At 70.3% G+C, this 21785-nt stretch carries 18 protein-coding genes, 2 tRNA genes and 1 pseudogene; 7 read left to right on the forward strand and 14 right to left on the reverse strand.

Translation table 11 applies throughout. The features are described 5' to 3' along the window. Nucleotides 1-8: 8 nt before the first annotated feature. Together GT045_RS03370 and GT045_RS03375 are read right to left on the reverse strand one after the other, a co-directional pair. Nucleotides 9-1523, reverse strand: coding sequence for a folylpolyglutamate synthase/dihydrofolate synthase family protein (locus GT045_RS03370; protein ID WP_161297612.1), 1515 nt, complete (start codon nt 1521-1523; stop codon nt 9-11). Between the two features lie 197 nt (nt 1524-1720). After that, complete coding sequence (locus GT045_RS03375; protein WP_161333249.1) at nt 1721-4345, reverse strand: valine--tRNA ligase; 2625 nt, start codon at nt 4343-4345, stop codon at nt 1721-1723. A gap of 137 nt (nt 4346-4482) precedes the next feature. On the opposite strand from GT045_RS03375, the gene GT045_RS03380 reads away from it, so the two are divergent. Next, complete coding sequence (locus GT045_RS03380) at nt 4483-5460, forward strand: DUF1720 domain-containing protein (protein ID WP_161333250.1); 978 nt, start codon at nt 4483-4485, stop codon at nt 5458-5460. Nucleotides 5461-5524: 64 nt separating this feature from the next. On the opposite strand, the gene clpX is transcribed toward GT045_RS03380, so the two are convergent. The 5 genes from clpX to GT045_RS03405 all read right to left on the reverse strand — a co-directional run bounded on the left by clpX (nt 5525) and on the right by GT045_RS03405 (nt 10332). Next, nucleotides 5525-6811, reverse strand: a complete 1287-nt coding sequence (gene clpX / locus GT045_RS03385) for an ATP-dependent Clp protease ATP-binding subunit ClpX (protein WP_161297731.1) — start codon at nt 6809-6811, stop codon at nt 5525-5527. Nucleotides 6812-6981: 170 nt separating this feature from the next. Further along, nucleotides 6982-7647 carry an ATP-dependent Clp protease proteolytic subunit gene (locus GT045_RS03390; protein ID WP_161297732.1) on the reverse strand — a complete coding sequence of 222 codons (666 nt, stop codon included), beginning with the start codon at nt 7645-7647 and terminating at the stop codon, nt 6982-6984. A gap of 69 nt (nt 7648-7716) precedes the next feature. Continuing rightward, the gene (locus tag GT045_RS03395; protein ID WP_202516528.1) at nt 7717-8322 is read right to left on the reverse strand and encodes an ATP-dependent Clp protease proteolytic subunit; all 606 of its coding nucleotides are present in this window, start codon (nt 8320-8322) and stop codon (nt 7717-7719) included. Nucleotides 8323-8708: 386 nt separating this feature from the next. Then, nucleotides 8709-10076 (reverse strand): trigger factor, encoded by a 1368-nt coding sequence (tig, locus tag GT045_RS03400; protein ID WP_161333251.1) that lies wholly within the window; start codon nt 10074-10076, stop codon nt 8709-8711. Between the two features lie 179 nt (nt 10077-10255). Then, a tRNA-Pro gene (locus GT045_RS03405) sits at nt 10256-10332 on the reverse strand. 161 nt (nt 10333-10493) lie between these two features. Between GT045_RS03405 and GT045_RS03410 the strand changes: the two genes are divergently transcribed. After that, nucleotides 10494-10564, forward strand: a tRNA-Gly gene (locus GT045_RS03410). A gap of 303 nt (nt 10565-10867) precedes the next feature. Here the strand turns inward: GT045_RS03410 and GT045_RS03415 are convergent. Beyond that, nucleotides 10868-11191, reverse strand: coding sequence for a hypothetical protein (locus GT045_RS03415; protein WP_161333252.1), 324 nt, complete (start codon nt 11189-11191; stop codon nt 10868-10870). Between the two features lie 48 nt (nt 11192-11239). After that, nucleotides 11240-11527, reverse strand: a pseudogene (locus GT045_RS03420) (replication initiator); the annotation flags it as partial. A gap of 220 nt (nt 11528-11747) precedes the next feature. Here GT045_RS03420 and GT045_RS03425 point away from each other — a divergent pair. Next, nucleotides 11748-11951 (forward strand): hypothetical protein, encoded by a 204-nt coding sequence (locus GT045_RS03425; protein ID WP_161333253.1) that lies wholly within the window; start codon nt 11748-11750, stop codon nt 11949-11951. Between the two features lie 640 nt (nt 11952-12591). Continuing rightward, nucleotides 12592-12816, forward strand: coding sequence for a hypothetical protein (locus GT045_RS03430; protein ID WP_161333254.1), 225 nt, complete (start codon nt 12592-12594; stop codon nt 12814-12816). A gap of 143 nt (nt 12817-12959) precedes the next feature. Here the strand turns inward: GT045_RS03430 and GT045_RS03435 are convergent, their stop codons facing one another. Beyond that, the gene (locus GT045_RS03435; RefSeq protein ID WP_073894178.1) at nt 12960-13154 is read right to left on the reverse strand and encodes a hypothetical protein; all 195 of its coding nucleotides are present in this window, start codon (nt 13152-13154) and stop codon (nt 12960-12962) included. A 441-nt stretch (nt 13155-13595) separates the two neighbouring features. On the opposite strand from GT045_RS03435, the gene GT045_RS03440 reads away from it, so the two are divergent. Further along, nucleotides 13596-14822: an acyltransferase family protein gene (locus GT045_RS03440; protein ID WP_161333255.1), complete on the forward strand. Its 1227-nt coding sequence runs from the start codon at nt 13596-13598 to the stop codon at nt 14820-14822. A gap of 146 nt (nt 14823-14968) precedes the next feature. Here GT045_RS03440 and GT045_RS03445 read toward each other — a convergent pair whose 3' ends face one another. Together GT045_RS03445 and GT045_RS03450 are read right to left on the reverse strand one after the other, a co-directional pair. Then, complete coding sequence (locus GT045_RS03445) at nt 14969-15424, reverse strand: HD domain-containing protein (RefSeq protein ID WP_161333256.1); 456 nt, start codon at nt 15422-15424, stop codon at nt 14969-14971. A 270-nt stretch (nt 15425-15694) separates the two neighbouring features. Next, nucleotides 15695-16864: a PP2C family protein-serine/threonine phosphatase gene (locus GT045_RS03450; RefSeq protein ID WP_161297739.1), complete on the reverse strand. Its 1170-nt coding sequence runs from the start codon at nt 16862-16864 to the stop codon at nt 15695-15697. A 160-nt stretch (nt 16865-17024) separates the two neighbouring features. Between GT045_RS03450 and GT045_RS03455 the strand changes: the two genes are divergently transcribed. Then, complete coding sequence (locus GT045_RS03455) at nt 17025-18266, forward strand: GNAT family N-acetyltransferase (protein WP_161333257.1); 1242 nt, start codon at nt 17025-17027, stop codon at nt 18264-18266. A 148-nt stretch (nt 18267-18414) separates the two neighbouring features. Here the strand turns inward: GT045_RS03455 and GT045_RS03460 are convergent, their stop codons facing one another. Both GT045_RS03460 and GT045_RS03465 read right to left on the reverse strand, forming a co-directional pair. Continuing rightward, nucleotides 18415-19224 (reverse strand): DNA-formamidopyrimidine glycosylase family protein, encoded by an 810-nt coding sequence (locus tag GT045_RS03460; RefSeq protein ID WP_161333258.1) that lies wholly within the window; start codon nt 19222-19224, stop codon nt 18415-18417. A gap of 169 nt (nt 19225-19393) precedes the next feature. After that, nucleotides 19394-19879: a ribose-5-phosphate isomerase gene (locus GT045_RS03465; protein ID WP_161297743.1), complete on the reverse strand. Its 486-nt coding sequence runs from the start codon at nt 19877-19879 to the stop codon at nt 19394-19396. A 255-nt stretch (nt 19880-20134) separates the two neighbouring features. On the opposite strand from GT045_RS03465, the gene GT045_RS03470 reads away from it, so the two are divergent. Beyond that, the gene (locus GT045_RS03470) at nt 20135-21553 is read left to right on the forward strand and encodes an amino acid permease (RefSeq protein WP_161333259.1); all 1419 of its coding nucleotides are present in this window, start codon (nt 20135-20137) and stop codon (nt 21551-21553) included. The last annotated feature ends 232 nt before the right edge of the window (nt 21554-21785 follow it).

Raw genomic sequence — 21785 nt, forward strand, 5'->3', positions numbered from 1 at the left:
CGGAAGTCTCAGCCCTTCCCGAGCAGCAGCCGGGCCTCGCCGACCGTGATGACGGATCCGGTGACCAGCACACCGCCGCCGGCGAACTCGCCCTCCTCCTCGGCCAGCGTGATCGCGGCCTCCAGGGCGTCCGGCAGCCGCGGCTCGACCTGCACCCGCTCGTCGCCGAACACCTCGACGGCGATCGCGGCCAGCTCGTCCGCGTCCATGGCCCGGTGGCTGGAGTTCTGGGTGACGACGACCTCGGCGAAGATCGGCTCGAAGGCCTCCAGCAGCCCCCGTACGTTCTTGTCGCCGCTCGCGCCGACGACACCCACCAGGCGGGTGAAGTCGAACGCCTCGCGCACGGCCTCGGCGGCGGCCTCGGCACCCGCGGGGTTGTGCGCGGCGTCCAGCACGACCGTCGGGGAGCGCCGTACGACCTCCAGGCGGCCCGGGGAGGAGACGGCCGCGAACGCCTTGCGGACGGTGTCGATGTCCAGCGGCTCCGCGCGCTGCGCGCCGACGCCGAAGAACGCCTCCACGGCGGCCAGGGCGACGGCCGCGTTGTGGGCCTGGTGGGCGCCGTGCAGCGGGAGGTACAGCTCCGGGTACTCACCGCCCAGGCCGCGCAGGGTGAGCAGCTGTCCGCCGACGGCGACCTGCCGGGCGACGACGCCGAACTCCAGCCCCTCGCGGGCGACCGTGGCGTCCACCTCCACGGCCTTCTTCAGCAGCACCTGCGCCGCGTCCACCGGCTGCTGGGCCAGGATGACGGTGGCGCCCTGCTTGATGATGCCGCTCTTCTCGCCGGCGATCGCCGCGGTCGTCTCACCGAGCCGGTCGGTGTGGTCGAGGCCGATGGGGGTCACGACGGCGACGTCGCCGTCGATCACGTTGGTGGCGTCCCAGGAGCCGCCCATGCCGACCTCGACGACGGCGACGTCGACGGGCGCGTCCGCGAAGGCGGCGTACGCCATTCCGGTGAGGACCTCGAAGAAGGACAGCCGGTACTCCTGCGCGGAGTCGACCATCTCGACGTACGGCTTGATGTCGAGGTAGGTCTCGATGAACCGCTCGGCGGAGACCGGGGCTCCGTCCAGGCTGATCCGCTCGGTGACCGACTGCACGTGCGGGCTGGTGTAGCGGCCGGTGCGCAGCTCGAAGGCGCCGAGCAGCGCCTCGATCATGCGGGCGGTGGAGGTCTTGCCGTTCGTGCCCGTGATGTGGATGGAGGGGTACGAGCGCTGGGGATCGCCCAGGACGTCCATCAGGGCGGCGATCCGGGCGACCGAGGGCTCCAGCTTGGTCTCGCCCCAGCGGGTGGCCAGCTCCGCCTCGACGTCACGCAGCGCCTTGTCGACCGCGGGGTCCTCCGGGCGCGTGGGTACGTCGGCCTGCGGCGTGCCTCCCTGCGTGCGCAGGGTGCGGCTGCCGGCCTCGATGACCGCGAGGTCGGGGTCGCGGTCGGTCTCGGCCTCGACGATCTCCTCGAAGGCGTCGAGGGGGTCGGGCTGGTCGTTTTCGTGCGGGACGTCGCTCACGAGGCCAGTCTACGGAGCCGGGAGAGGCTGCGCGGCGCCGGTATGGGGCGGCTTGTCCAGCCGACCGGCCGCGGGTGCGTCGTGGCTGGTCCCGCGGTACCCCGCGCCCCCGGACGAGCGAGGGCCCCGGCACCTTTCCGGTGCCGGGGCCCCAGCTGCGCGCCGGACGGTCACACCGCCCGGGTCGCGTCGGTCCCTCAGGCCGCCGGGAGCCTGTCGAGCTGGGCCTGGAGGCGGGCGATGTCCTCGTCGGCCTTGGCGAGGCGGGTGCGGATCTTTTCCACCACGTTGTCCGGGGCCTTCGCCAGGAACGCCTCGTTGCCGAGCTTGGCCGTGGCCTGGGCCTTCTCCTTCTCGGCCGCCGCCAGGTCCTTCGCCAGGCGCTTGCGCTCCGCGGCGACGTCGATCGTGCCGGAGAGGTCCAGGGCGACCTCGGCGCCGGCGACCGGCAGGGTGGCCGTGGCCGTGAAGGACTCGCCCTCCGGCTGCAGGCGCAGCAGCTGGCGGATGGCGGCCTCGTGCGGGGCGAGGGCCGTACCGTCCAGGGCCAGCCGGGCCGGGACCCGCTGGCCGGGCTGGAGGCCCTGGTCGGCGCGGAAGCGGCGGACCTCGGTGATGACCGACTGGAGGGTGGAGATCTCCTGCTCGGCCGCCGGGTCGCGGAAGCCGCTGTCGGTGGGCCACTCGGCGATCACCACCGACTCACCGCCCGTCAGCGTCGTCCAGAGGGTCTCCGTGACGAACGGGACGACCGGGTGCAGCAGCTTCAGGGTGACGTCCAGGACCTCGCCCAGGACCCGCTTGGAGACCTCGGCCGGCTCGCCGCCCGCCTGGAAGACCGTCTTGGACAGCTCGACGTACCAGTCGAAGACCTCGTCCCACGCGAAGTGGAAGAGGGTGTCGGAGAGCTTCGCGAACTGGTAGTCGTCGTAGTAGGCGTCGACCTCGGCGATGACGGAGTTCAGGCGGGAGAGGATCCAGCGGTCCGTGGCCGACATGGCCGACGCGTCCGGCAGGGGCCCGTCCACCGTCGCGCCGTTCATCAGCGCGAAGCGGGTCGCGTTCCAGATCTTGTTGGCGAAGTTGCGGGAGCCCTGGACCCAGTCCTCGCCGATCGGCACGTCGACGCCCGGGTTGGCGCCGCGGGCCAGGGTGAAGCGCAGGGCGTCGGAGCCGTACTTGTCCATCCAGTCCAGCGGGTTGACCGCGTTGCCGAAGGACTTCGACATCTTCTTGCCGAACTGGTCGCGGACCATGCCGTGCAGGGCGATGGTGTGGAACGGCGGGGTGCCGTCCATCGCGTACAGGCCGAACATCATCATCCGGGCGACCCAGAAGAAGAGGATGTCGTAGCCGGTGACCAGGACGGAGTTCGGGTAGAACTTCGCGAGCGACTCGGTCTGTTCGGGCCAGCCGAGGGTGGAGAACGGCCACAGGCCGGAGGAGAACCAGGTGTCGAGGACGTCCGTGTCCTGGTGCCAGCCCTCGCCGGTGGGGGCCTCGTCGTCGGGGCCGACGCAGACGACCTCGCCGTTCGGGCCGTACCAGACGGGGATGCGGTGGCCCCACCACAACTGCCGCGAGATGCACCAGTCGTGCAGGTTGTCGACCCAGTCGAAGTACCGCTTCTCCATCTCCTGCGGGTGGATCTTGACGCGGCCGTCGCGGACGGCGTCGCCCGCCGCCTTCGCGAGCGGGCCGACCTTGACCCACCACTGCATGGACAGGCGCGGCTCGATGGTGGTCTTGCAGCGCGAGCAGTGGCCGACGGAGTGGACGTAGGGCCGCTTCTCGGCGACGATGCGGCCCTCGGCGCGCAGCGCGGCGACGATGGCCGAGCGGGCCTCCAGGCGGTCCATGCCCTGGAAGGGGCCGTGGACGGTGATGACGGCGTGCTCGTCCATCACGGTGATGGCCGGCAGGTCGTGGCGCTGGCCGATCTCGAAGTCGTTCGGGTCGTGGGCCGGGGTGACCTTGACGGCGCCGGTGCCGAACTCGGGGTCGACGTGCTCGTCGGCGACGACCGGGATGGAGCGGTCGGTCAGCGGCAGCCGGATGAGCTTGCCGACGAGGTGCTTGTACCGCTCGTCCCCGGGGTGGACGGCGACGGCGGTGTCGCCGAGCATCGTCTCGGCACGGGTGGTGGCGACGACGATGGTGTCGTCCCCCTCGCCGTACTTCATGGAGACCAGTTCGCCGTCGTCGTCCTGGTACTCGACCTCGATGTCGGAGATCGCCGTCAGACAGCGCGGGCACCAGTTGATGATGCGCTCGGCGCGGTAGATCAGCTCGTCGTCGTAGAGCTTCTTGAAGATGGTCTGGACGGCCTGGGACAGGCCCTCGTCCATCGTGAAGCGCTCCCGGGACCAGGCGACGCCGTCGCCGAGGCGGCGCATCTGCCCGGAGATCTGTCCGCCGGACTCGCCCTTCCACTGCCAGACGCGCTCGACGAACGCCTCGCGGCCGAGGTCGTGCCGGGACTTGCCCTCCTTGCCCAGCTCGCGCTCGACGACGTTCTGCGTGGCGATGCCGGCGTGGTCCATGCCGGGCTGCCACAGCGTCTCGTGGCCCTGCATGCGCTTGCGGCGGGTGAGGGCGTCGATGAGCGTGTGCTCGAAGGCGTGGCCCAGGTGCAGGCTGCCCGTGACGTTCGGGGGCGGGATGACGACGGTGTACGGCGGCTTCTCGCTCTTGGCGTCCGCCTCGAAGTAACCGCGCTCTACCCAGCGCTCGTACAGCGGCCCCTCTACATCGGCCGGCGCGTACTGGGTCGGCAGTTCGGAGTCGGGCGCGGGTGGCTGCTGCTGAGCGTTCTCGGTCACGGGGCTCAGTTTAGAGGTGTCACGGGGCGGTCCCGAAACGCGTTTGTTCTGTAACGGTGGCGCCCCCGGTGCCGTGCGTCCTGCGGGCCTGAGCCAGGATGACAGGAACACATAAGCTTCTGGAGGGGAACCCAGGAATGAGTCACAACCAGCCGGGCCCGTACGGCCAGCAGCCCCAGCAGCCGGGCCCGTACGGCCAGCCGGGGCAGCCGGGCCCGTACGGCCAGCCGGGGCAGCCTGGGCCCTACGGTCAGCCGCCGCAGCCGCAGGCGCCGCAGCCCGGTTACGGCTACCCCCAGCAGGCTCCCCCGCCCCCGCCGCAGCCCGGGTACGGCTACCCCCAGCAGGGCGTACCGCAGCAGCCCGCGCCGTACGGCCAGCAGCCCGCGCCGTACGGGCAGCAGCCGAACCCCTACGGGCAGCAGCAGCCGTTCGGCATGCCCCAGCCGCCGCAGCCGGCCGGCGGCAAGAAGAAGACGGGTCTGATCATCGGTGCGGTGGCCGTGGTCGCCGCGCTGGCCGTGGGCGCGTACTTCGTGCTCGCCGGCAGCGGCGGCGTGGCGGACGACGGCCCGCACAAGCTGACGACTCCGGAGACGGTGCTGTCGGAGTACAAGAAGTCCGACGGCAAGAGCGGCACCATGTCGGAGAGCGACATGAAGGACGCCGAGAAGTGGGGGGTCCACGACCCCAAGGACGTCAGCGCCTCCTACGAGGCCGGGGACAAGGACAACCCGCTCAGCAAGAAGGAGATCAAGTTCGCCGGGGTCTACGGCACGATCGACGACCCCGAGAAGACCGTCGACGCGATGTTCGCGTACTTCAAGTCCCAGTCGGAGAAGGACGTCGTCCTGAAGGGCGAGCCGAAGGAGTACAAGCCGGCCTCGCTGAAGGGCGCGGTGCTCAAGTGCCAGCAGGCTTCGGCGCCCACCGGCGCGAGCACCGGCGGCCCGAAGGACGTGACGCTCTCGATCTGCATCTGGGGCGACCACAGCACCCTCGGCTTCGTCATGCCGATGGTCTACGCCGACCTCGCGGCGGGCCGGAGCAGTGACCCGGCGGCCGACGCCGAACTGGCCGCCAAGCTCCGCAACGAGGTCCGCGTCAAGATCTGACGTCCTCGCACACGCGGAAGGGCCCCGGCCGGTCGGCCGGGGCCCTTCCGCGTGTGCCGGTCGGTCACGCCGTCTTCTGCTCCCCCGAGCCCCGCCCGCGGGCGTCCCGGGGGATGAGGGTCGGGTTGACGTTGGACAGGACCACGTCGGCGGTGATGACGACGCGGGCGACGTCCTTGCGGGACGGGACCTCGTACATCACGCCCTGGAGGACTTCCTCCATGATGGCGCGCAGGCCACGGGCGCCGGTCTGGCGGAGGATGGCCTGGTCGGCGATGGCCTCCAGCGCCTCGCGCTCGAAGTCCAGCTCCACGCCGTCGAGTTCGAACAGGCGCTGGTACTGCTTGACCAGCGCGTTGCGGGGCTCGACCAGGATCTTCAGGAGCGCCTCGCGGTCCAGGTTGTGGACCGAGGTGATGACGGGGAGGCGGCCGATGAACTCGGGGATCATGCCGAACTTGACCAGGTCCTCCGGCATGACGTCCTCGAAGACGTCCTTGGCCTCCAGCTCGCGCTTCGACAGGATCGTCGCGCCGAAGCCGATGCCCTTGGCGCCGGCCCGGGACTCGATGATCTTCTCCAGGCCCGCGAAGGCACCACCCACGATGAACAGGACGTTCGTCGTGTCGATCTGGATGAACTCCTGGTGGGGGTGCTTACGGCCGCCCTGGGGCGGGACGGAGGCCGTGGTGCCCTCCAGGATCTTCAGCAGTGCCTGCTGGACGCCCTCACCGGAGACGTCACGGGTGATCGACGGGTTCTCGCTCTTACGGGCGACCTTGTCGATCTCGTCGATGTAGATGATGCCCGTCTCGGCCTTCTTGACGTCGTAGTCGGCCGCCTGGATGAGCTTCAGGAGGATGTTCTCGACGTCCTCGCCCACGTACCCCGCCTCGGTGAGCGCCGTGGCGTCGGCGATCGCGAAGGGGACGTTGAGCATGCGCGCCAGCGTCTGTGCGAGGAGGGTCTTGCCCGAGCCCGTGGGGCCGAGCAGGAGGATGTTGGACTTCGCCAGCTCGATGGCGTCGTCGCGGCCGCTCGCGCCGCCGTTCTCCCCGGCCTGGACCCGCTTGTAGTGGTTGTACACCGCGACGGACAGGGCCTTCTTGGCGGCCTCCTGGCCGACCACGTACCCCTCGAGGAACTCGTAGATCTCGCGGGGCTTGGGCAGTTCCTCCCAGCGGACCTCGCTGGTCTCCGCCAGCTCTTCCTCGATGATCTCGTTGCAGAGATCGATGCACTCGTCGCAGATGTACACACCGGGCCCTGCGATGAGCTTCTTGACCTGCTTCTGGCTCTTGCCACAGAACGAGCACTTGAGCAGATCGCCGCCGTCACCGATGCGTGCCACGGTGTGCTTCCCCTTCGCCTGGGAGACGCCTGGACGTTACGAGTCCAGCGGCTCCTGGTGCTGCCTTATGTCCGACGGTACCTTGCCGGACCCGGTGTTCGGGCCCCCCTTGGCAGGGTTCACTTTGACGTGCACCGAGCCAAGGGGGGCCGGACGTGCGTGGATCCGCCTCAGCGGACCGCGCTGTTGTTCAGCTTGCGGGTGGAGATGATCTGGTCGACGAGGCCGTACTCCAGCGCCTCCTCGGCCGTGAGGATCTTGTCGCGCTCGATGTCCTCGCGGATCTTCTCGATCGGCTGGTTCGAGTGCTTCGCCAGCATGTCCTCCAGCTGCTCACGCATCCGGGTGAACTCGTTGGCGATGATCTCCAGGTCGGAGAGCTGGCCGCGGCCGGTGGAGCCGGCCGGCTGGTGGATCAGCACGCGCGAGTTCGGCAGCGCCATGCGCTTGCCGGGCGTACCGGCGGCGAGCAGGATGGCCGCGGCGGAGGCCGCCTGGCCCATGCAGACCGTCTGGATGTCGGGCTTCACGAACTGCATCGTGTCGTAGATCGCCGTCAGGGCGGTCATGTCGCCACCGGGGCTGTTGATGTAGATCGAGATGTCCCGGTCCGGGTCCATCGACTCCAGGCACAGCAGCTGCGCCATGACGTCGTTGGCGGAGGCGTCGTCGATCTGGACGCCCAGGAAGATCACGCGCTCCTCGAAGAGCTTCGCGTACGGGTCGTACTCGCGGATGCCCTGGGAGGTGCGCTCGACGAAGCGCGGGATCACGTAGCGGCTGTCGGGGCGGGGCCCTTCGTACATGCCGCTGGCGGCGCCGGGGAAGTTGCTCATGGGGTGTTCACCGTCCTGGTGGCGTTCTGGGGGCTTCGGTCTCGGCGGTGCGTGGCGTGGCCTGGCCGGTCAGGCACCGGTGCCGCCGCCTCCCGGGACACCCGAGGCGTGCGTGATGATCTCGTCGATGAGACCGTACTCCTTGGCCTCTGCCGGGGTGAACCAGCGGTCGCGGTCGCCGTCGCGCACGATCGTCTCGACGGACTGGCCGGAGTGCAGCGCGGTCAGCTCGGACATCGTCTTCTTGGTGCGCAGCAGGTACTGGGCCTGGATCTTGATGTCCGAGACCGTACCGCCCAGGCCAGCGGAGCCCTGGTGCATCATGATGTCCGTGTGCGGCAGGGCGAAGCGCTTGCCGGCGGTGCCGCCGGTGAGCAGGAACTGCCCCATCGAGGCGGCCATGCCCATGCCGATCGTGACCACGTCGTTCGGGATGTACTGCATGGTGTCGTAGATCGCCATGCCGGCCGTCACCGAGCCGCCGGGGCTGTTGATGTAGAGGTAGATGTCCTTGTCGGGGTCGGCCGCAAGGAGCAGCAGCTGTGCGGTGATCTTGTTGGCGATGTCGTCGTCAACCTGCTGGCCGAGGAAGATGATCCGCTCGCCGAGCAGCCGGTTGTAGACCTGGTCGCCGAGGCCACCACCGATGGAAGGCTCGCCGGCGGCGGAGGGCATCAGATTCGTCACGTATCCACCTGCTCGTCTTACGACGGCGCCGGGCCGTCTCACGTCGTCCTGCCGGGGGCTTGGCGGGGGTTTCAGGAGACTCCCCTGCCCCCGTATTCATGGACCCTAACGCTCAGGCCCCTCCGGGGAATCCCGGAGATGGGAGTGTTCGCCGGGGGCGTAGCGCTCACGCGGGGCAGCGGTGCGTCACCGAGGTCCCGTGCCCGTCGCCCCGGCGGTCCCGGCCCGGGGTGACGAAGGGGCCCCCGGAGGGCGCCGTAGGGCGCCCTAGGGCGCCGGGGAGGGTGCCGGCGGTTGCCGCCGGGGTGACGAACGGGCCCCGGGGAGAGTCCCCAGGGCCCGTCGTGTGCGCTTCACAGGCGCCGTGGGGCCGCTCAGCCCTCGGCGTTCTCCTCGGAGGTCTCCGACGCCTCGGCGGCCTCGGTCTCCTCCTCGTCGTCCAGGTCGACGACCTCGCCGTTGGTGTCCTTCACCGTGGCGGCCTCGACCACGACGGCCAGGGCCTTGCCGCGGGCCACCTCGCCGACCAGGAGCGGAACCTGGCCGCCCTCGACGACGGCCTGGGCGAACTGGTCGGGGGACATGCCGGAGGAGGCCGCACGCCGCATGAGGTGCTCGGTGAGCTCCTCCTGGTTGACGTTCAGCTGCTCCTTCTTGACCAGCTCGTCCAGGACGAACTGGGTCTTGATGCCCTTGACCGCGGCCTCGCGGGTCTCGGTCTCGAACTCCTCGGCGGTCTTGCCCTGGATCTCCAGGTACTTGTCGAGGGTGAGGCCCATCTGGCCGAGCTGGTGGTGCTCCAGGTTGTGCTTGCGGGTGTTGACCTCGTCCTCGAGGAGCTTCTCGGGGACGGGGACCTCCACCAGCTCCAGCAGCTTCTCCAGGACGCGCTCCTGGGCCTGCGTGGCCTGGTCGAACTGCTTCATGTTGGCCAGGCGCTTGCGGCTGTCGGCCTTCAGCTCGTCCAGCGTGTCGAACTCGGAGGCGAGCTGCGCGAAGTCGTCGTCCAGCTCGGGCAGTTCACGGGCGGCGACCTGGGTGACCTTGACGGTGACCTCGGCCTCCTTGCCCGCGGCGGAGCCGCCCTTCAGCTCGGAGGTGAAGGTGGCCTCCTCGCCGGCGGACTTGCCCTTGACGGCGTCGTCGATGCCGTCCAGCAGCTCGCCGGAGCCGATGGTGTAGGAGACGCCGTTGGCGATGCCGTCCTCCAGCACCTCGCCGTCGACCTTGGCCTCCAGGTCGATGGTGACGACGTCGCCGTCCTCGGCGGCACGCTCGACCGGGGAGGTGGAGGCGAAGCGCTCACGGAGCTGCTCGACCGACTTGTCGATGTCCTCGTCGGTCACCTCGACGGCGTCGACCTCGACCTCGATACCGGAGTAGTCCGGGATCTCCACGGCCGGGCGGACGTCGACCTCGGCGGTGAAGTTCAGCGTCTCGCCGTCCTTCAGCTCGGTGATGTCGACCTCGGGCTGGCCCAGCGGGCTCAGCTCGGCCTCGTTGACCGCCTCGGTGTAGAACTTCGGGAGCGCGTCGTTGACGGCCTCCTCCAGCACCGCACCGCGGCCGAACCGCTGGTCGATGACCCGGGCCGGGATCTTGCCCTTACGGAAGCCCTTCACCGTGACCTGCTGGTTGATCTTCTTGTACGCCGCGTCGAGGCTGTCCTTGAGCTCCTCGAAGGGCACCTCGACAGTGAGCCGAACCCGGGTCGGGTTCAGGGTCTCCACGGCGCTCTTCACGGTTCGGTCTCCTTGTGGCTGACTTCTTGGGTTCTGCCGGAGCCAGACTGGTCCGGCGGATTTCGCCGCCCGGAGGAGTTCGTAGGCCGAGTGGGCCGGGACACACGGGCGCGCAGCTTGCATAGTAACCGCAGCGGGTCAGCGCCCCAAAAGGCGATCATCACGGCGTCAGGTGCCGGTGGTCGGGGTGGCGGGATTTGAACCCACGGCCTTCCGCTCCCAAAGCGGACGCGCTACCAAGCTGCGCCACACCCCGTCTGGTGCGACACGTAGGGTACATGCCCCGGCTGTTTCCGTCGGTCGTATTCCCGGGGGCGGCACGCCCGGATCGCCCGCCGCCGAACCCGTTGGCCTCGGCGGCGGGCGACCCGCTACGATGCCTTCAGTGCCGCGGTCACCGACCTGCGGCGCAGTGTTGCGGGCGTAGCTCAATGGTAGAGCCCTAGTCTTCCAAACTAGCTACGCGGGTTCGATTCCCGTCGCCCGCTCTGTGCGCCGAAGGCCCAGGCGAGAGGTTGATTTCCTCTCCCTGGGCCTTCAGTCATTCCGGGGACCGCTCAGTCGTCCGTGTCCCCCGCGTGCCCCTTCGGCCGGCGACGCCGCTTCAGAGCGTTCACGATCACCCCGTCCACCGCGTCGGCGATCTCCCGTTCACGGCTGCCGGAGGTGTGCTGCCGAAGATCATGAAAGCGCAGGCCCTTGATGCCGACCTCGGCGCAGGCCTTGTGCCACAGCCGTTGAAGTGGTTCCGGCGAGGTGTGGCGCCCTTCTCTCCGACGAAGACGCGGCCGTCAGCGCCGGGCTCGGCAAACTGCTTCATATGGGCGGCCACCGCGGGCAGGATCGAGCGCGGAAAGGCCACCGACCGCTTGCCCGACCTCGCTCTTGGGCGCCTTGTAGATCCGCCCGCCGTTGTTCAGCTCGGAGACCGAGCCGCGCACCCGGATCATGCCTGCCTCCAGGTCGACGTGGCGTCGGCGCAGTGCGACCAGTTCGCCCCACCGCAGGGCGCAGAACGCACCGAGCAGCACCAGGGCGCGGTGGCGCGGCTGTGAGGCGTCGGCGATGGCGAAGACGTCCAGGACGGAGGCGGTGGGCCGCTCCGGGGTAGACACCGCCTTCTGCGTCAGGCCTGCTCGCTGGGCGATCTCACGGCGCAGCTAGATCGTGAAGTACCGCCACAGTTCCGAGGCGTGGTTGTTCCACAGCACGGCGCCCGCGTAGTCGTACGTCTCGGGATCCAGCGGGGTGCCGAGTTCGGGTGCGTCCTCGGCGTGGCGGGTGCCGCAGCGGCAGGGCCGGTTGCCGGGCCGGTTGTGGATGGGGCCGAACGAGGGCGCGGTGAGGGTGGCGAAGACGCGGGGGTGATCCCGGATCGTGTGCGGGGTGCCCTTGTCGGGGTCGCCGACGAGGCCGGCTCGGATGAGGTGGTAAGTGTCGCCGGCGTAGGTCAAGGTCGTTCGTACAGTGGCGCGCTCCACCTTGACGCCCCTGAACCACACCCGCTCCACGGTGTGTGGGTCGACGGCGGACGGGATGGAAGGTGGGGTGAGTGGTGGATAGAGGTAGGGGTAGGGCGCGGCTTGCCGAGTGCGTTCGGGCAAGTGATCTTGGCCGGATGCCAGGCGATATTGACCGGCGCGGTCGAACGCCTGTCGGTACGGTCAGCCCATGGACGACCTGCCCGAGAGCGTGGACCGCCACATCCTGGACCATCGGATCATCCTGGCCCTCAAGGCGATCATGGACGCATCCGGCTGCACGCTCCACGAAGCGATCGACCTCTTCGGGGTCCGCTACGAGCAGCTCCGCCGCGACCGGCCGGACGACTTCCAGGTGAGCCGCGAGGAGTATGGACGCAACGTCTACACCTGACCTGCGGTCTCCCCGCCGGTCAAACTCACCTGGCAAACGGTCAAGATCACCTGCGAGAGGACACCGACGCCGCAGAACGGCGCCTACCGGCCACGCAGGGGTTCGAGGGCGCGAGATGCGGCGCCTGCGGTGCGAGACCGGGAGAAGGGCACACGTGCCCCCCACGTGCCCGATCGGGCAGCACCCATTGGGGAACAACAGGGAACCTCGGCGCGGACGCTGGAAACCGCGAGATCAGCCCCTTGCCAGGTCAGCGCCCATCCGCATACGCGATCTTCCAAACCAGCTACGCGGGTTCGATTCCCGTCGCCCGCTCTCGACGACTCAGGGCCAGGCCAGAGGATCATTCCTCCGCCTGGTCCTGAGTGTTTCCCGGGACGTGATCAGGTTCTCGTGCCCCCTGTGTGCCTCCGGGTGCCGCCGAGTGCAGCCGCTCCAGGCGGAGGGGGCACCGCCCGCCGACCGCGAGGGCACGTCCCCGCCCCACCCGCAGAAGCCGCAGCGCCGTCCAGCCGGCCCGTGCCACCACAGGCGCACCCGGCAGGCTCAGGGAGGGCCGCACATCCGGCGGTGCGGCGCCCCTGGACGGGCACCGGGTCGTGCCCCACTTTGCGCGCTACGCTGCCGCCCGGGGGTGTCCATGAGTGACCGAGACCTCACCGAGTACGAGCGGATGTGGACCACCGAACGGGATCAGTGGGCACTCTTCCGAAGCGACGCCGGCTACCTGCCCATCCTCAGAGGTGATCCGCCGATGGCCGAGGTCATCTGTGATGAAGAGCTGGCAGACCTTGTGGCCGCAAGGATGCTTGCCGCAGGTGTGGCAGTCGTAACCGACCCCAGGGAGTGTCAAGCCACTGGCTGAGGTCTGAGAGCAGGGGCAGGGCGGGCGAGCCGGGGGTGTGATCGTCGGCTTCCCCGGGCGAGCCGGGGGTGTGATCGCCGGCTTACCCGGGCGCCGGTCTGATCATCGGCTCCCCCGGAGCTCAGACCGGCTCCCCCGGGTGCTCAGAACCTGATCGAGTTGATCGAGTCCGCTATCGAGTTCAGAAAGCGGCTGATCGACGGCGCCATGCCCGTCGAGGCGAGGAAGAAACCGAAGAGGATCGCGACGATGGCGGGGCCGGCCTTGATGTTCCCCCCTCGGATCAGCACCACCAGGATGATCGCCAACAGCAGCACCACAGACAGTGAAATGGCCACAACTGATCACACCCTCGGTCGGTCCGCTCTCCCGGCCCGGAGGTACGGTCCGCGCACCCCCGCCAGAACCATCGTGCCACCAACCCGGCCCTGGTATGCGGCCCATGACGGAACGTCGGGCTGGAACCCGGCGCGGGCGATCTTCCGCACAGTAATTCGAGTGGGCACCCACACGCGACTCACCGATTAATTACGCCACTCCGTTTCCGTGTCCACACAACTTGCGCGTAGGTAATTCGAATTGACAGCACAGGGGTGACGTATGCCCCAATTAGTCTGGATGAATCGGGACATCAAGGGTGAACTGGCGACCCGCCCGTGCGCACCATCACATGAACTGAAGAGGCTGGTTCGGTAAATCGGGGGGTATCCGAACGCGATAACCAGGAATGAATCGCGGGAGTTTTACGAAATCCCGCGGGCGACGCTAGGGTGCCTGAGATGTTTGACGCCGCCTCGTCCCCCGGCCAGAACCGCAGGCCGCTCCCCCCGGCACAGTCGCCCGCGGACGGAGTACCCGGTCCGCGTACCCCGACGAGTACGCAGGAGCGGCCGGGGCCGCGAACGGCACCGGACAGACCCGCCGGACAGCGCGACGCGTTCTTCGACAACGCCAAGTACCTGGCGATCGCACTCGTCGCCATGGGGCACTCGTGGGAGCCGCTGAAGGGTGACAGCCGCGTCCTGGAGGCCGCGTACACCGTCGTGTACTCCTTCCACATGCCGGCGTTCATCATCATCTCCGGTTTCTTCTCGCGCAGTTTCGACATGCGCCCGGACCGGCTGAAGCGGCTGATCACCGGGGTCGCCGTGCCGTACGTGCTGTTCGAGACGGCGTACCCGCTCTTCAAGAACCTCGTCACCGGCTCCCACGAGGACATCACCCTCCTCGATCCCTGGTATCTGACCTGGTTCCTGGTCGCCCTGTTCGTCTGGCGGTTGACCACGCCCGTCTGGAAGCTGCTGCGCCGGCCGCTGCCGGTGGCCCTCGGCATCGCCATGCTGGCGACCGTCAGCCCGGGCATCGGTGACGACCTCGATCTCCAGCGCGTGCTGCAGTTCCTGCCGTACTTCGTGCTGGGCCTGTGCATGAAGCCCGAGCACTTCCAACTGGTGCGCAGGCGCTGGGTGCGGATCGCCTCGGTGCCGGTGTTCGCGCTGGCGCTGGCGATCGGCTGGTGGGCGGTGCCGCGCATGACCACCGCGTGGTTCTACCACCGCGACGCGGCGCAGGAGCTGGGCGCGCCCTGGTGGTACGGCCCGGTGATGACGCTGGCCATGATGGGCTGCTCACTGGTGCTGACGGCCTGCTTCTACTCCTGGGTACCGCGCCGCAGCACGTGGTTCACGGCCCTCGGCGCGGGCACGCTCTACGGCTACCTCCTGCACGGCTTCCTGGTGAAGTTCGCCGACTACCGCGGCTGGTTCGACCACGCCTGGCTGCACCGTCCGCTCGGCGAGATCCTGGTGACCCTGCTCGCCGCGACCGCCGTCACGGTGCTGTGCACCCGGCCGGTGCAGCGCGTCTTCCGCTTCGCGATGGAGCCGCGTATGCAGTGGGCGTTCAAGCAGGACGCGGCCGAGCTGGCCCGCGGGCGGCAGCGGCAGCAGCGGGGCCGGGAGCGGGAGCGAGAGCGGGAGATGGAGCACGAGAAGGTCGGCGCCTAGTCCGCAGTTCCGGCTCAGGGTGCGGGTCGAGTCCCGGGTCCGGTTCCGGTCTCGGCCCCGGGTCCGGTTCCGGTCTCGGTCCCGGGTCCGGTCTCAGTCCAGAGGCCGGCGTGCCTGTCGGTTCGGGGCTCAGGCCGGTTCGGGGCTCAGGCCGGTTCGGGGGTCAGGCCCAGGAGTGCACGCATCCGTGCGTACTTCTCGGTCAGGCGGTCCCGGGTCGGCTCGTCGAGCACCGCGAGGCGCCGCGGGTCGGCGTTGTGCGCCAGATCGGCCTCTTTCACCAGCAGGGCGCCGGGCGTGGTGAGGATCCGGGCGGCGTACGCCTCCGGGGGCTCCCCGGGCCGCTTGGTGAGGGCCCGCACGACGGCCTTGGTGCGCTCGGACAGGGCGGCCGTGGCCAGCCACTCCTCGCTCAGTGCGGCGTCCTCCACGGAGTCGTGCAGCCAGGCCGCCGCGATCTGCTCCGGATCGCCGCCGCGGGCGCGGACGCCCTCGGCCACGGCCGCGAGGTGTTCGGCGTAGGGCCGTCCGGCCTTGTCGGTCTGCCCGTCGTGGGCGCCGCGGGCGAGGGCCTCGACCTCGGCGAGGGTGAGATGGGTCATGCCCCGAGTGTCTCGTGCGCGGGATGTCCGGGGTCGCCGGGGGACCGTCCACGGACCGCCCGTGCCGTCCCCGGCCGTCTCCCGTGGGGGCGTGCGCCGCGGAGGGGCGCACCTGGCTCCGGGCCCGCTCGTCCCGCCACTCACCGCGCCACGGCCGCCTACGCGAGTGCTCCGGCCTCACCGCTCACCGCGCCACGGCCGCCTCGCGAGTGCTCCGGCCTCACCGCTCACCGGGCCACGGCCGCCTCGCGAGTGCTCCGGCCCCGCCGCTCACCGCGCCACGGCCGCCTCGCGGCAGATCAGCAGCAGTGCCCGGTCGTCGTTGACGTCCTTGGCGACCGCTTCGATGAGGTGCCAGGCGGCGCCGTGGAAGCCCCCGGCCACATAGCGGTCGGCCTCGCCGGTGAGCCGGTCGATGCCCTCCACGATGTCCCGGTCGGACGTCTCCACGAGACCGTCGGTGAACAGCATCAACACGTCCCCGGGGCGCAGCGAGCCCTTCACGGGGTCGAACTGCGCGCCGTCGTACACACCGAGCAGCGGGCCGTCGGCCGCCTTCTCCTCCCAGCGCCCGCTGCCCGCGCTCAGCTGGAGACCCGGCGGGTGACCGGCGGAGTACAGCTCGTAGTCCCCGGAGTCCAGGTCCAGGACCAGGTGGATGGAGGTGGCGAAGCCCTCGTCCCAGTCCTGGCGGAGCAGGTAGCCGTTGGCGGCCGGCAGGAAGGCGTGCGGGGCCAGGGAGCCGACGAGGCCGCCGAAGGCGCCGGACAGCAGCAGGGCGCGCGAGCCGGCGTCCATGCCCTTGCCGGACACGTCGGTCAGCACGACCTCCAGGGTCCGGCCGCCGTTCGTGCGGGACGCGACGACGAAGTCACCGGAGAAGGACTGGCCGCCCGCCGGGCGCAGCGCCATCTCGTGGTGCCAGCCCTTGGGCAGATTCGGCAGCTTGCTCTGCACGCGGATCCGCTCGCGCAGGTCGAACAGCATGGTGCCGCCGCGCCGCCAGGGCACGCCGACCCGGCTGCGGAACTGCGCGGTCAGCAGCCCGAAGAAACCGCACGCCGCCACCACCAGGACGATGCCCGGGGTGACCCGGGAGGGTCCCTCGGTGTACGGGCCGAGCCGCACCGACTCCACGATCAGCGCGGTGGCCGCCGCCGCGTACAGGCCGAGCAGGCTCGCCGGGCGCAGCAGGAGGCCGCCGGCGACGATCGGCAGCACCAGGGTGGCCGGGGAGCACCACACCGAGTCGAGGAGCGTCATGGCCGCGAGGACCGGGACGGCCAGCAGCAGGCCGGCGAAGGCGATCCAGTCGGAGCCGTCGCCGCGGAAGTAGTCGACGGCGCTTCTGCGCAGCCCGACCCGGGCCCGGTGCCACTGCATCTTCCACCGGGCCGTGAACGTCTCGGCCTTCGCGCGCCGCTGTCGTCCTGCTGCCATCAGTTCGGGACCCTATCCAGCCGACCGGCCGCTTGGCACGGGAGGTCCCACTTGTCCCCCCTGCGAGGTTCCGCTTCGGCGTTCGCCTGGCCGGTCGCGCCGCCTGCCGGCGGGGGGAAATTCACTGGCTCGTCCCCGTACGCCCTGATAGGCATGGCCCATGGGGACTGAGGACGGAACCGAGTTGAAGACACTGCGCCCTGAGGAGTTCGACCGGTGGTGGGAGCACCTGCTCCGCGCCTTCGGCGGCGGGCCGGCCTCGGCCGAGGAGCGCGAACTGGACAGAACGGTCACCGAGTTCGACCGCTCCCTCGCCGTCTGGGACGCGGACACGCTCGTGGGCACGTCCGGGGCCTTCAGCTTCCGGATGACGGTACCGGGCGGGGCGGTGGTGCCGACGGCCGGCGTGACGATGGTCAGTGTGGCGGCGACGCACCGGCGGCGCGGGGTGCTGACCTCGATGATGCGGCGGCTGCTGGACGACGCGCGCGCCGAGGGCGAGCCGCTGGCCGCGCTGTTCGCCTCCGAGCCGGCGATCTACGGCCGGTTCGGGTACGGCTCGGCCACGTCCCAGCTCAGCGCCGAGATCGACACCGGCCGGGTGACGCTGGCGGTGCCCGAGGGCACCGACGAGGTGCGGCTGCGCTACGCGGCGCCCGCCGACGTCCTGGACGCGTGCGAGGCGGTGTACGCGGCCCTGGTGCCCGGCCGCCCCGGCATGCTGGCGCGGCAGCCCGGCTGGGAGCGGGCCGGTCTGCTCGACCCGGAGAGCGGGCGGGAGGGGGCGTCGGCCCTGCAGTGCGTGCTCGCCGAACGGGACGGCGAGGTCACCGGGTACGCGCGCTTCCGCACCAAGATGGGCTGGGGGCCGAGCGGGCACGACGGCACGGTGTCGCTGGAGGGCCTGGCCGCGCTGGACCCGGCGAGCGAGGCCGCGCTGTGGCGGTTCCTGTTCGGCGTCGACCTGATGACGACGCTGAAGGTGCGCAGCCGGCCGGTCGACGACGCCTGGCAGCACCTGGTCTCCGACATCCGCCGCTGCCGGGTGCAGTCCAGGGACGCCGGGTACGTCCGCCTCGTGGACGTGGGCGCGGCCCTGTCGGCCCGTACGTATCTGACGCCCGTCGACGTCGTGTTCGAGGTCGAGGACGCCTTCTGCCCGTGGAACACCGGGCGCTGGCGGCTGACGGGAGACGCGAAGGGCGCGTCCTGCGAGCGCACGGCGGACCCGGCCGATCTCGCGTTGTCCGTACGGGAGCTGGGGGCGGCCTACCTGGGCGGGGTGAGCCTGCTGTCGCTGGCGGCGGCAGGGCGGGTGCGGCAGGCGCGGCCCGGGGCGCTGGCGGAGGCGTCGGTGGCGTTCGGCTCACCGGTGGCCCCCTGGCTGCCCCACGGCTTCTAGGCGACGCGCCCGGAGGCCACCTCCGCGGGCAGCCGGGCACCGGACCACGTGGCCCGAGGCCCACATCCGTCGGCACCCCGGGCACCGGACCAAGTGGCCCGGGGTCACCTCCCCGGGCAGCCGGGGCACCGGACGAGGTGGCCCGGGGTCACCTCCGCTGGCAGCCCGGGCACCAGAAGAGGTTGCGGGCGGCGAGGCCGGCGGTGCGGATGTCCGCGCCGCAGATGTGGCAGGGCAGGTTCGCGCGGCGGTAGACGTACACCTCGCCGCCGTGGTCGTCCACGCGGGGCGGGCGGCCCATCGCCTCCGGGGTGTGCTCGGGGCGGACGGTGTCGATCCGGTTGTTGCGTACGCCGTCCCGCATCAGCTCGGCCAGGTCGGCCCACAGGGCGTCCCACTCGGCCGGGGTGATGTCCCGGCCCGCGCGGTACGGGTCGATGCCGTGCCGGAACAGGACCTCGGCGCGGTAGACGTTGCCGACGCCGGCGACGACGTTCTGGTCCATGAGCAGCGCGGCGATCGTGGTGCGGCTGCGGGAGATCCTCCGGTACGCCGCGTCCGGGTCGGCGTGCGCGCGCAGCGGGTCGGGGCCGAGCCGGGCGTGGACCGCCGCCTTCTCGGCGTCCGTGATCAGGGCGCAGGTGGTGGGGCCGCGCAGATCGACGTACGACCGGTCGTTAGTGAGCCGGAGCCGGACGGTGTCCGTCGGCGGGGGCGCCGGGGCGTCGCCGAAGCCGACCTTGCCGAAGAGGCCGAGGTGGATGTGGACCCACTCGGCGGCCCGGAAGCCCAGGAAGAGGTGCTTGCCGTGGGCCTCGGTGGCGGTCAGCTCGGTGCCGTCCAGGAGGGCGGCGGCGTCGGAGAACTTGCCCTGGGGGCTGGTGACGCGGACGGGACCGCCCTGGAAGCGGTCGGCGTAGTCCCGGGCCAACCGGTGGATCGTGTGCCCTTCCGGCACGGCTGACGTGTCCTTTCCTTCTTCCGCACACCGGGTCCTTCTTCCGCGCACCGGACGCCGGGGCGCGGCCCCCGCGGGAGCCGGGCCCCGGCGTCCGGGGTGGCAGGGGCCACGGGCGCGGCCCCGAGCCGGCGGCTTCGGCCGGGATGACGGTCCGGGCCGGGCCGGGCTACTGCTGGGGGTGGTGGGCCGGGATCGGGGGGAGGTCGCCCGTCGTCTCGTACGCCGACAGCATGTCGATACGGCGGATGTGCCGCTCGTCACCCGAGAACGGGGTGTTCAGGAAGACCTCGACGAACTTGGTCGCCTCCTGCGTGCTGTGCATCCGCGCACCCACGGCCACCACGTTGGCGTCGTTGTGCTGCCGGCCGAGCGCCGCCGTCTCCTCGCTCCAGGCCAGCGCCGCGCGCACGCCCTTCACCTTGTTCGCGGCGATCTGCTCACCGTTGCCGGAACCGCCGATCACGATGCCGAGGGCGTCCGGGTCCGCCGCCGCCTTCTCCGCGGCGCGCAGGCAGAACGGCGGATAGTCGTCCTGGGCGTCGTAGATGAGCGGCCCGCAGTCGACGGGCTCGTGGCCCGCGGCCTTCAGCCACTCGACGAGGTGGTTCTTCAGTTCGTAGCCCGCATGGTCGGAGCCGAGATACACGCGCATGCCACGAGTGTGACACGGCGGTGGCGGGGCAGCAGCCTCGGGTGCGGACGCGGAGCCTGCGCCCGAAATGTGAGCCAGACCATAGAACCTCAAGGCAACCTCAAGTAACGATACGGATTCAGAGGTTCCCGAATTCGTTCGCCTCGGATTCACTGGACCGACTCGTACACCGCTCGTGCGATATCCCGTACCCAGCCCCACAACGGCACCCCCCTCGTACGGGAAACGCTCCACCGGCGCAAAGGAAATCCGTCCATGACCCCTGGTTCCGGACTTCAAGCAGGCCTCAAGAACCGCCATCTCTCGATGATCGCCATCGGAGGTGTGATCGGAGCCGGACTCTTCGTCGGCTCCAGCTCCGGCATCGCCACGGCGGGCCCCGGCATCCTGCTGTCCTACGCCCTCGTCGGCACCCTCGTCGTCCTCGTGATGCGGATGCTCGGCGAGATGTCCGCCGCCAACCCCACCTCCGGCTCCTTCTCCGCGCACGCCGACCGGGCCCTCGGCCGCTGGGCCGGTTTCTCCATCGGCTGGCTGTACTGGTTCTTCTGGGTCGTCGTGCTCGCCGTCGAGGCGACCGCCGGTGCCAAGATCCTCGAAGGCTGGGTCCCGGCCGTCCCGCAATGGGGCTGGGCGCTGATCGTGATGTTCGTCCTGACCGCCACCAACCTGGTCTCGGTCGGCTCCTACGGCGAGTTCGAGTTCTGGTTCGCCGGTATCAAGGTCGTGGCGATCGGCGCGTTCATCGTCGTCGGCCTGCTCGCCGTGTTCGGCGTGCTGCCGGGCGTGCACGCGGACAAGGCCAGCTTCGGCAACCTGACCGGCGAGGGCGGGTTCCTGCCGCACGGTCCGGGCGCGATCCTCACCGGTGTGCTGCTGGTCGTCTTCTCCTTCATGGGCAGCGAGATCGCCACCCTGGCGGCCGGCGAGTCCGAGGACCCGCAGAAGGCGGTCACCAAGTCCACCAACAGCATCATCTGGCGTATCGGTGTCTTCTACCTGGGCTCGATCCTGGTCGTGGTCACGCTGCTGCCGTGGAACGACCCGTCCATCAAGAAGGACGGCTCCTACGTCGCCGCGCTGAACTCCCTCGGTATCGCGCACGCCGGCGAGGTCATGAACGTCATCGTGCTGACCTCGGTGCTGTCCTGTCTCAACTCCGGCCTCTACACGGCGTCCCGGATGGCCTTCTCGCTCGGCCAGCGCGGTGACGCGCCCAAGGCGTTCGCCCGCACCACCTCGCGCGGTGTGCCGCGGACCGCGATCCTGGCCTCGGTCGTCTTCGGGTTCGTGGCGGTCTTCTTCAACTACCAGTACCCGGACACCGTCTTCCTCTTCCTGCTGAACTCCAGCGGCGCGGTGGCCCTGTTCGTGTGGCTGGCCATCTGCTTCTCGCAGCTGCGGATGCGGAAGATCCTCCAGCGCGAGGCGCCGGAGAAGCTCGTCGTGAAGATGTGGCTGTACCCGTACCTGACCTGGGCGACGGCCGGGATGATCGTGTTCGTCCTGATCTACATGCTGTTCGACACCGAGCACGACGGCCGGGAGACGGTGCTGCTGTCCCTGCTGGTCGCGGCGATCGTGCTGGTGATCGCCGCGGTGAAGCAGAAGCTCACCGCGAACCGCCCGGTCCCCGAGGCCGAGGTCCCGGCCGACAAGGTGTCCATCGGCTGACCCGGCCCCCGGACCGGACCGTCCGCACCGGACGTCCCCGCACGGCAGACGGCCGCACGACCCGACGGAAGACGTCGGGACGTGCGGCCGTCGCGCGTCCGCCGTCGCGCGTTCGCGGTCGCGCGTCCGCCGTCGCCCGTCCGCCGTCGCGCGTCCGCCCTCGCGCGTCCGCCCTCGCGCGTCCGCCCTCGCGCGTCCGCCCTCGCGCGTTCCGCGCGGCCTACGGCCCCGG

It is taken from the genome of Streptomyces sp. SID486 (assembly GCF_009865385.1).
Taxonomy (GTDB): domain Bacteria; phylum Actinomycetota; class Actinomycetes; order Streptomycetales; family Streptomycetaceae; genus Streptomyces.

Bases quoted from the DNA above. Each gene is read 5' to 3' on its own strand.
- GT045_RS03380 (WP_161333250.1), top strand. From the start codon at position 4,483: ATGAGTCACAACCAGCCGGGCCCGTACGGCCAGCAGCCCCAGCAGCCG.
- GT045_RS03390 (WP_161297732.1), bottom strand. From the start codon at position 7,647: ATGAGCAACTTCCCCGGCGCCGCCAGCGGCATGTACGAAGGGCCCCGC.
- GT045_RS03395 (WP_202516528.1), bottom strand. From the start codon at position 8,322: ATGCCCTCCGCCGCCGGCGAGCCTTCCATCGGTGGTGGCCTCGGCGAC.
- GT045_RS03425 (WP_161333253.1), top strand. From the start codon at position 11,748: ATGGACGACCTGCCCGAGAGCGTGGACCGCCACATCCTGGACCATCGG.
- GT045_RS03430 (WP_161333254.1), top strand. From the start codon at position 12,592: ATGAGTGACCGAGACCTCACCGAGTACGAGCGGATGTGGACCACCGAA.
- GT045_RS03440 (WP_161333255.1), top strand. From the start codon at position 13,596: ATGTTTGACGCCGCCTCGTCCCCCGGCCAGAACCGCAGGCCGCTCCCC.
- GT045_RS03445 (WP_161333256.1), bottom strand. From the start codon at position 15,424: ATGACCCATCTCACCCTCGCCGAGGTCGAGGCCCTCGCCCGCGGCGCC.
- GT045_RS03450 (WP_161297739.1), bottom strand. From the start codon at position 16,864: ATGGCAGCAGGACGACAGCGGCGCGCGAAGGCCGAGACGTTCACGGCC.
- GT045_RS03455 (WP_161333257.1), top strand. From the start codon at position 17,025: ATGGGGACTGAGGACGGAACCGAGTTGAAGACACTGCGCCCTGAGGAG.
- GT045_RS03465 (WP_161297743.1), bottom strand. From the start codon at position 19,879: ATGCGCGTGTATCTCGGCTCCGACCATGCGGGCTACGAACTGAAGAAC.
- GT045_RS03470 (WP_161333259.1), top strand. From the start codon at position 20,135: ATGACCCCTGGTTCCGGACTTCAAGCAGGCCTCAAGAACCGCCATCTC.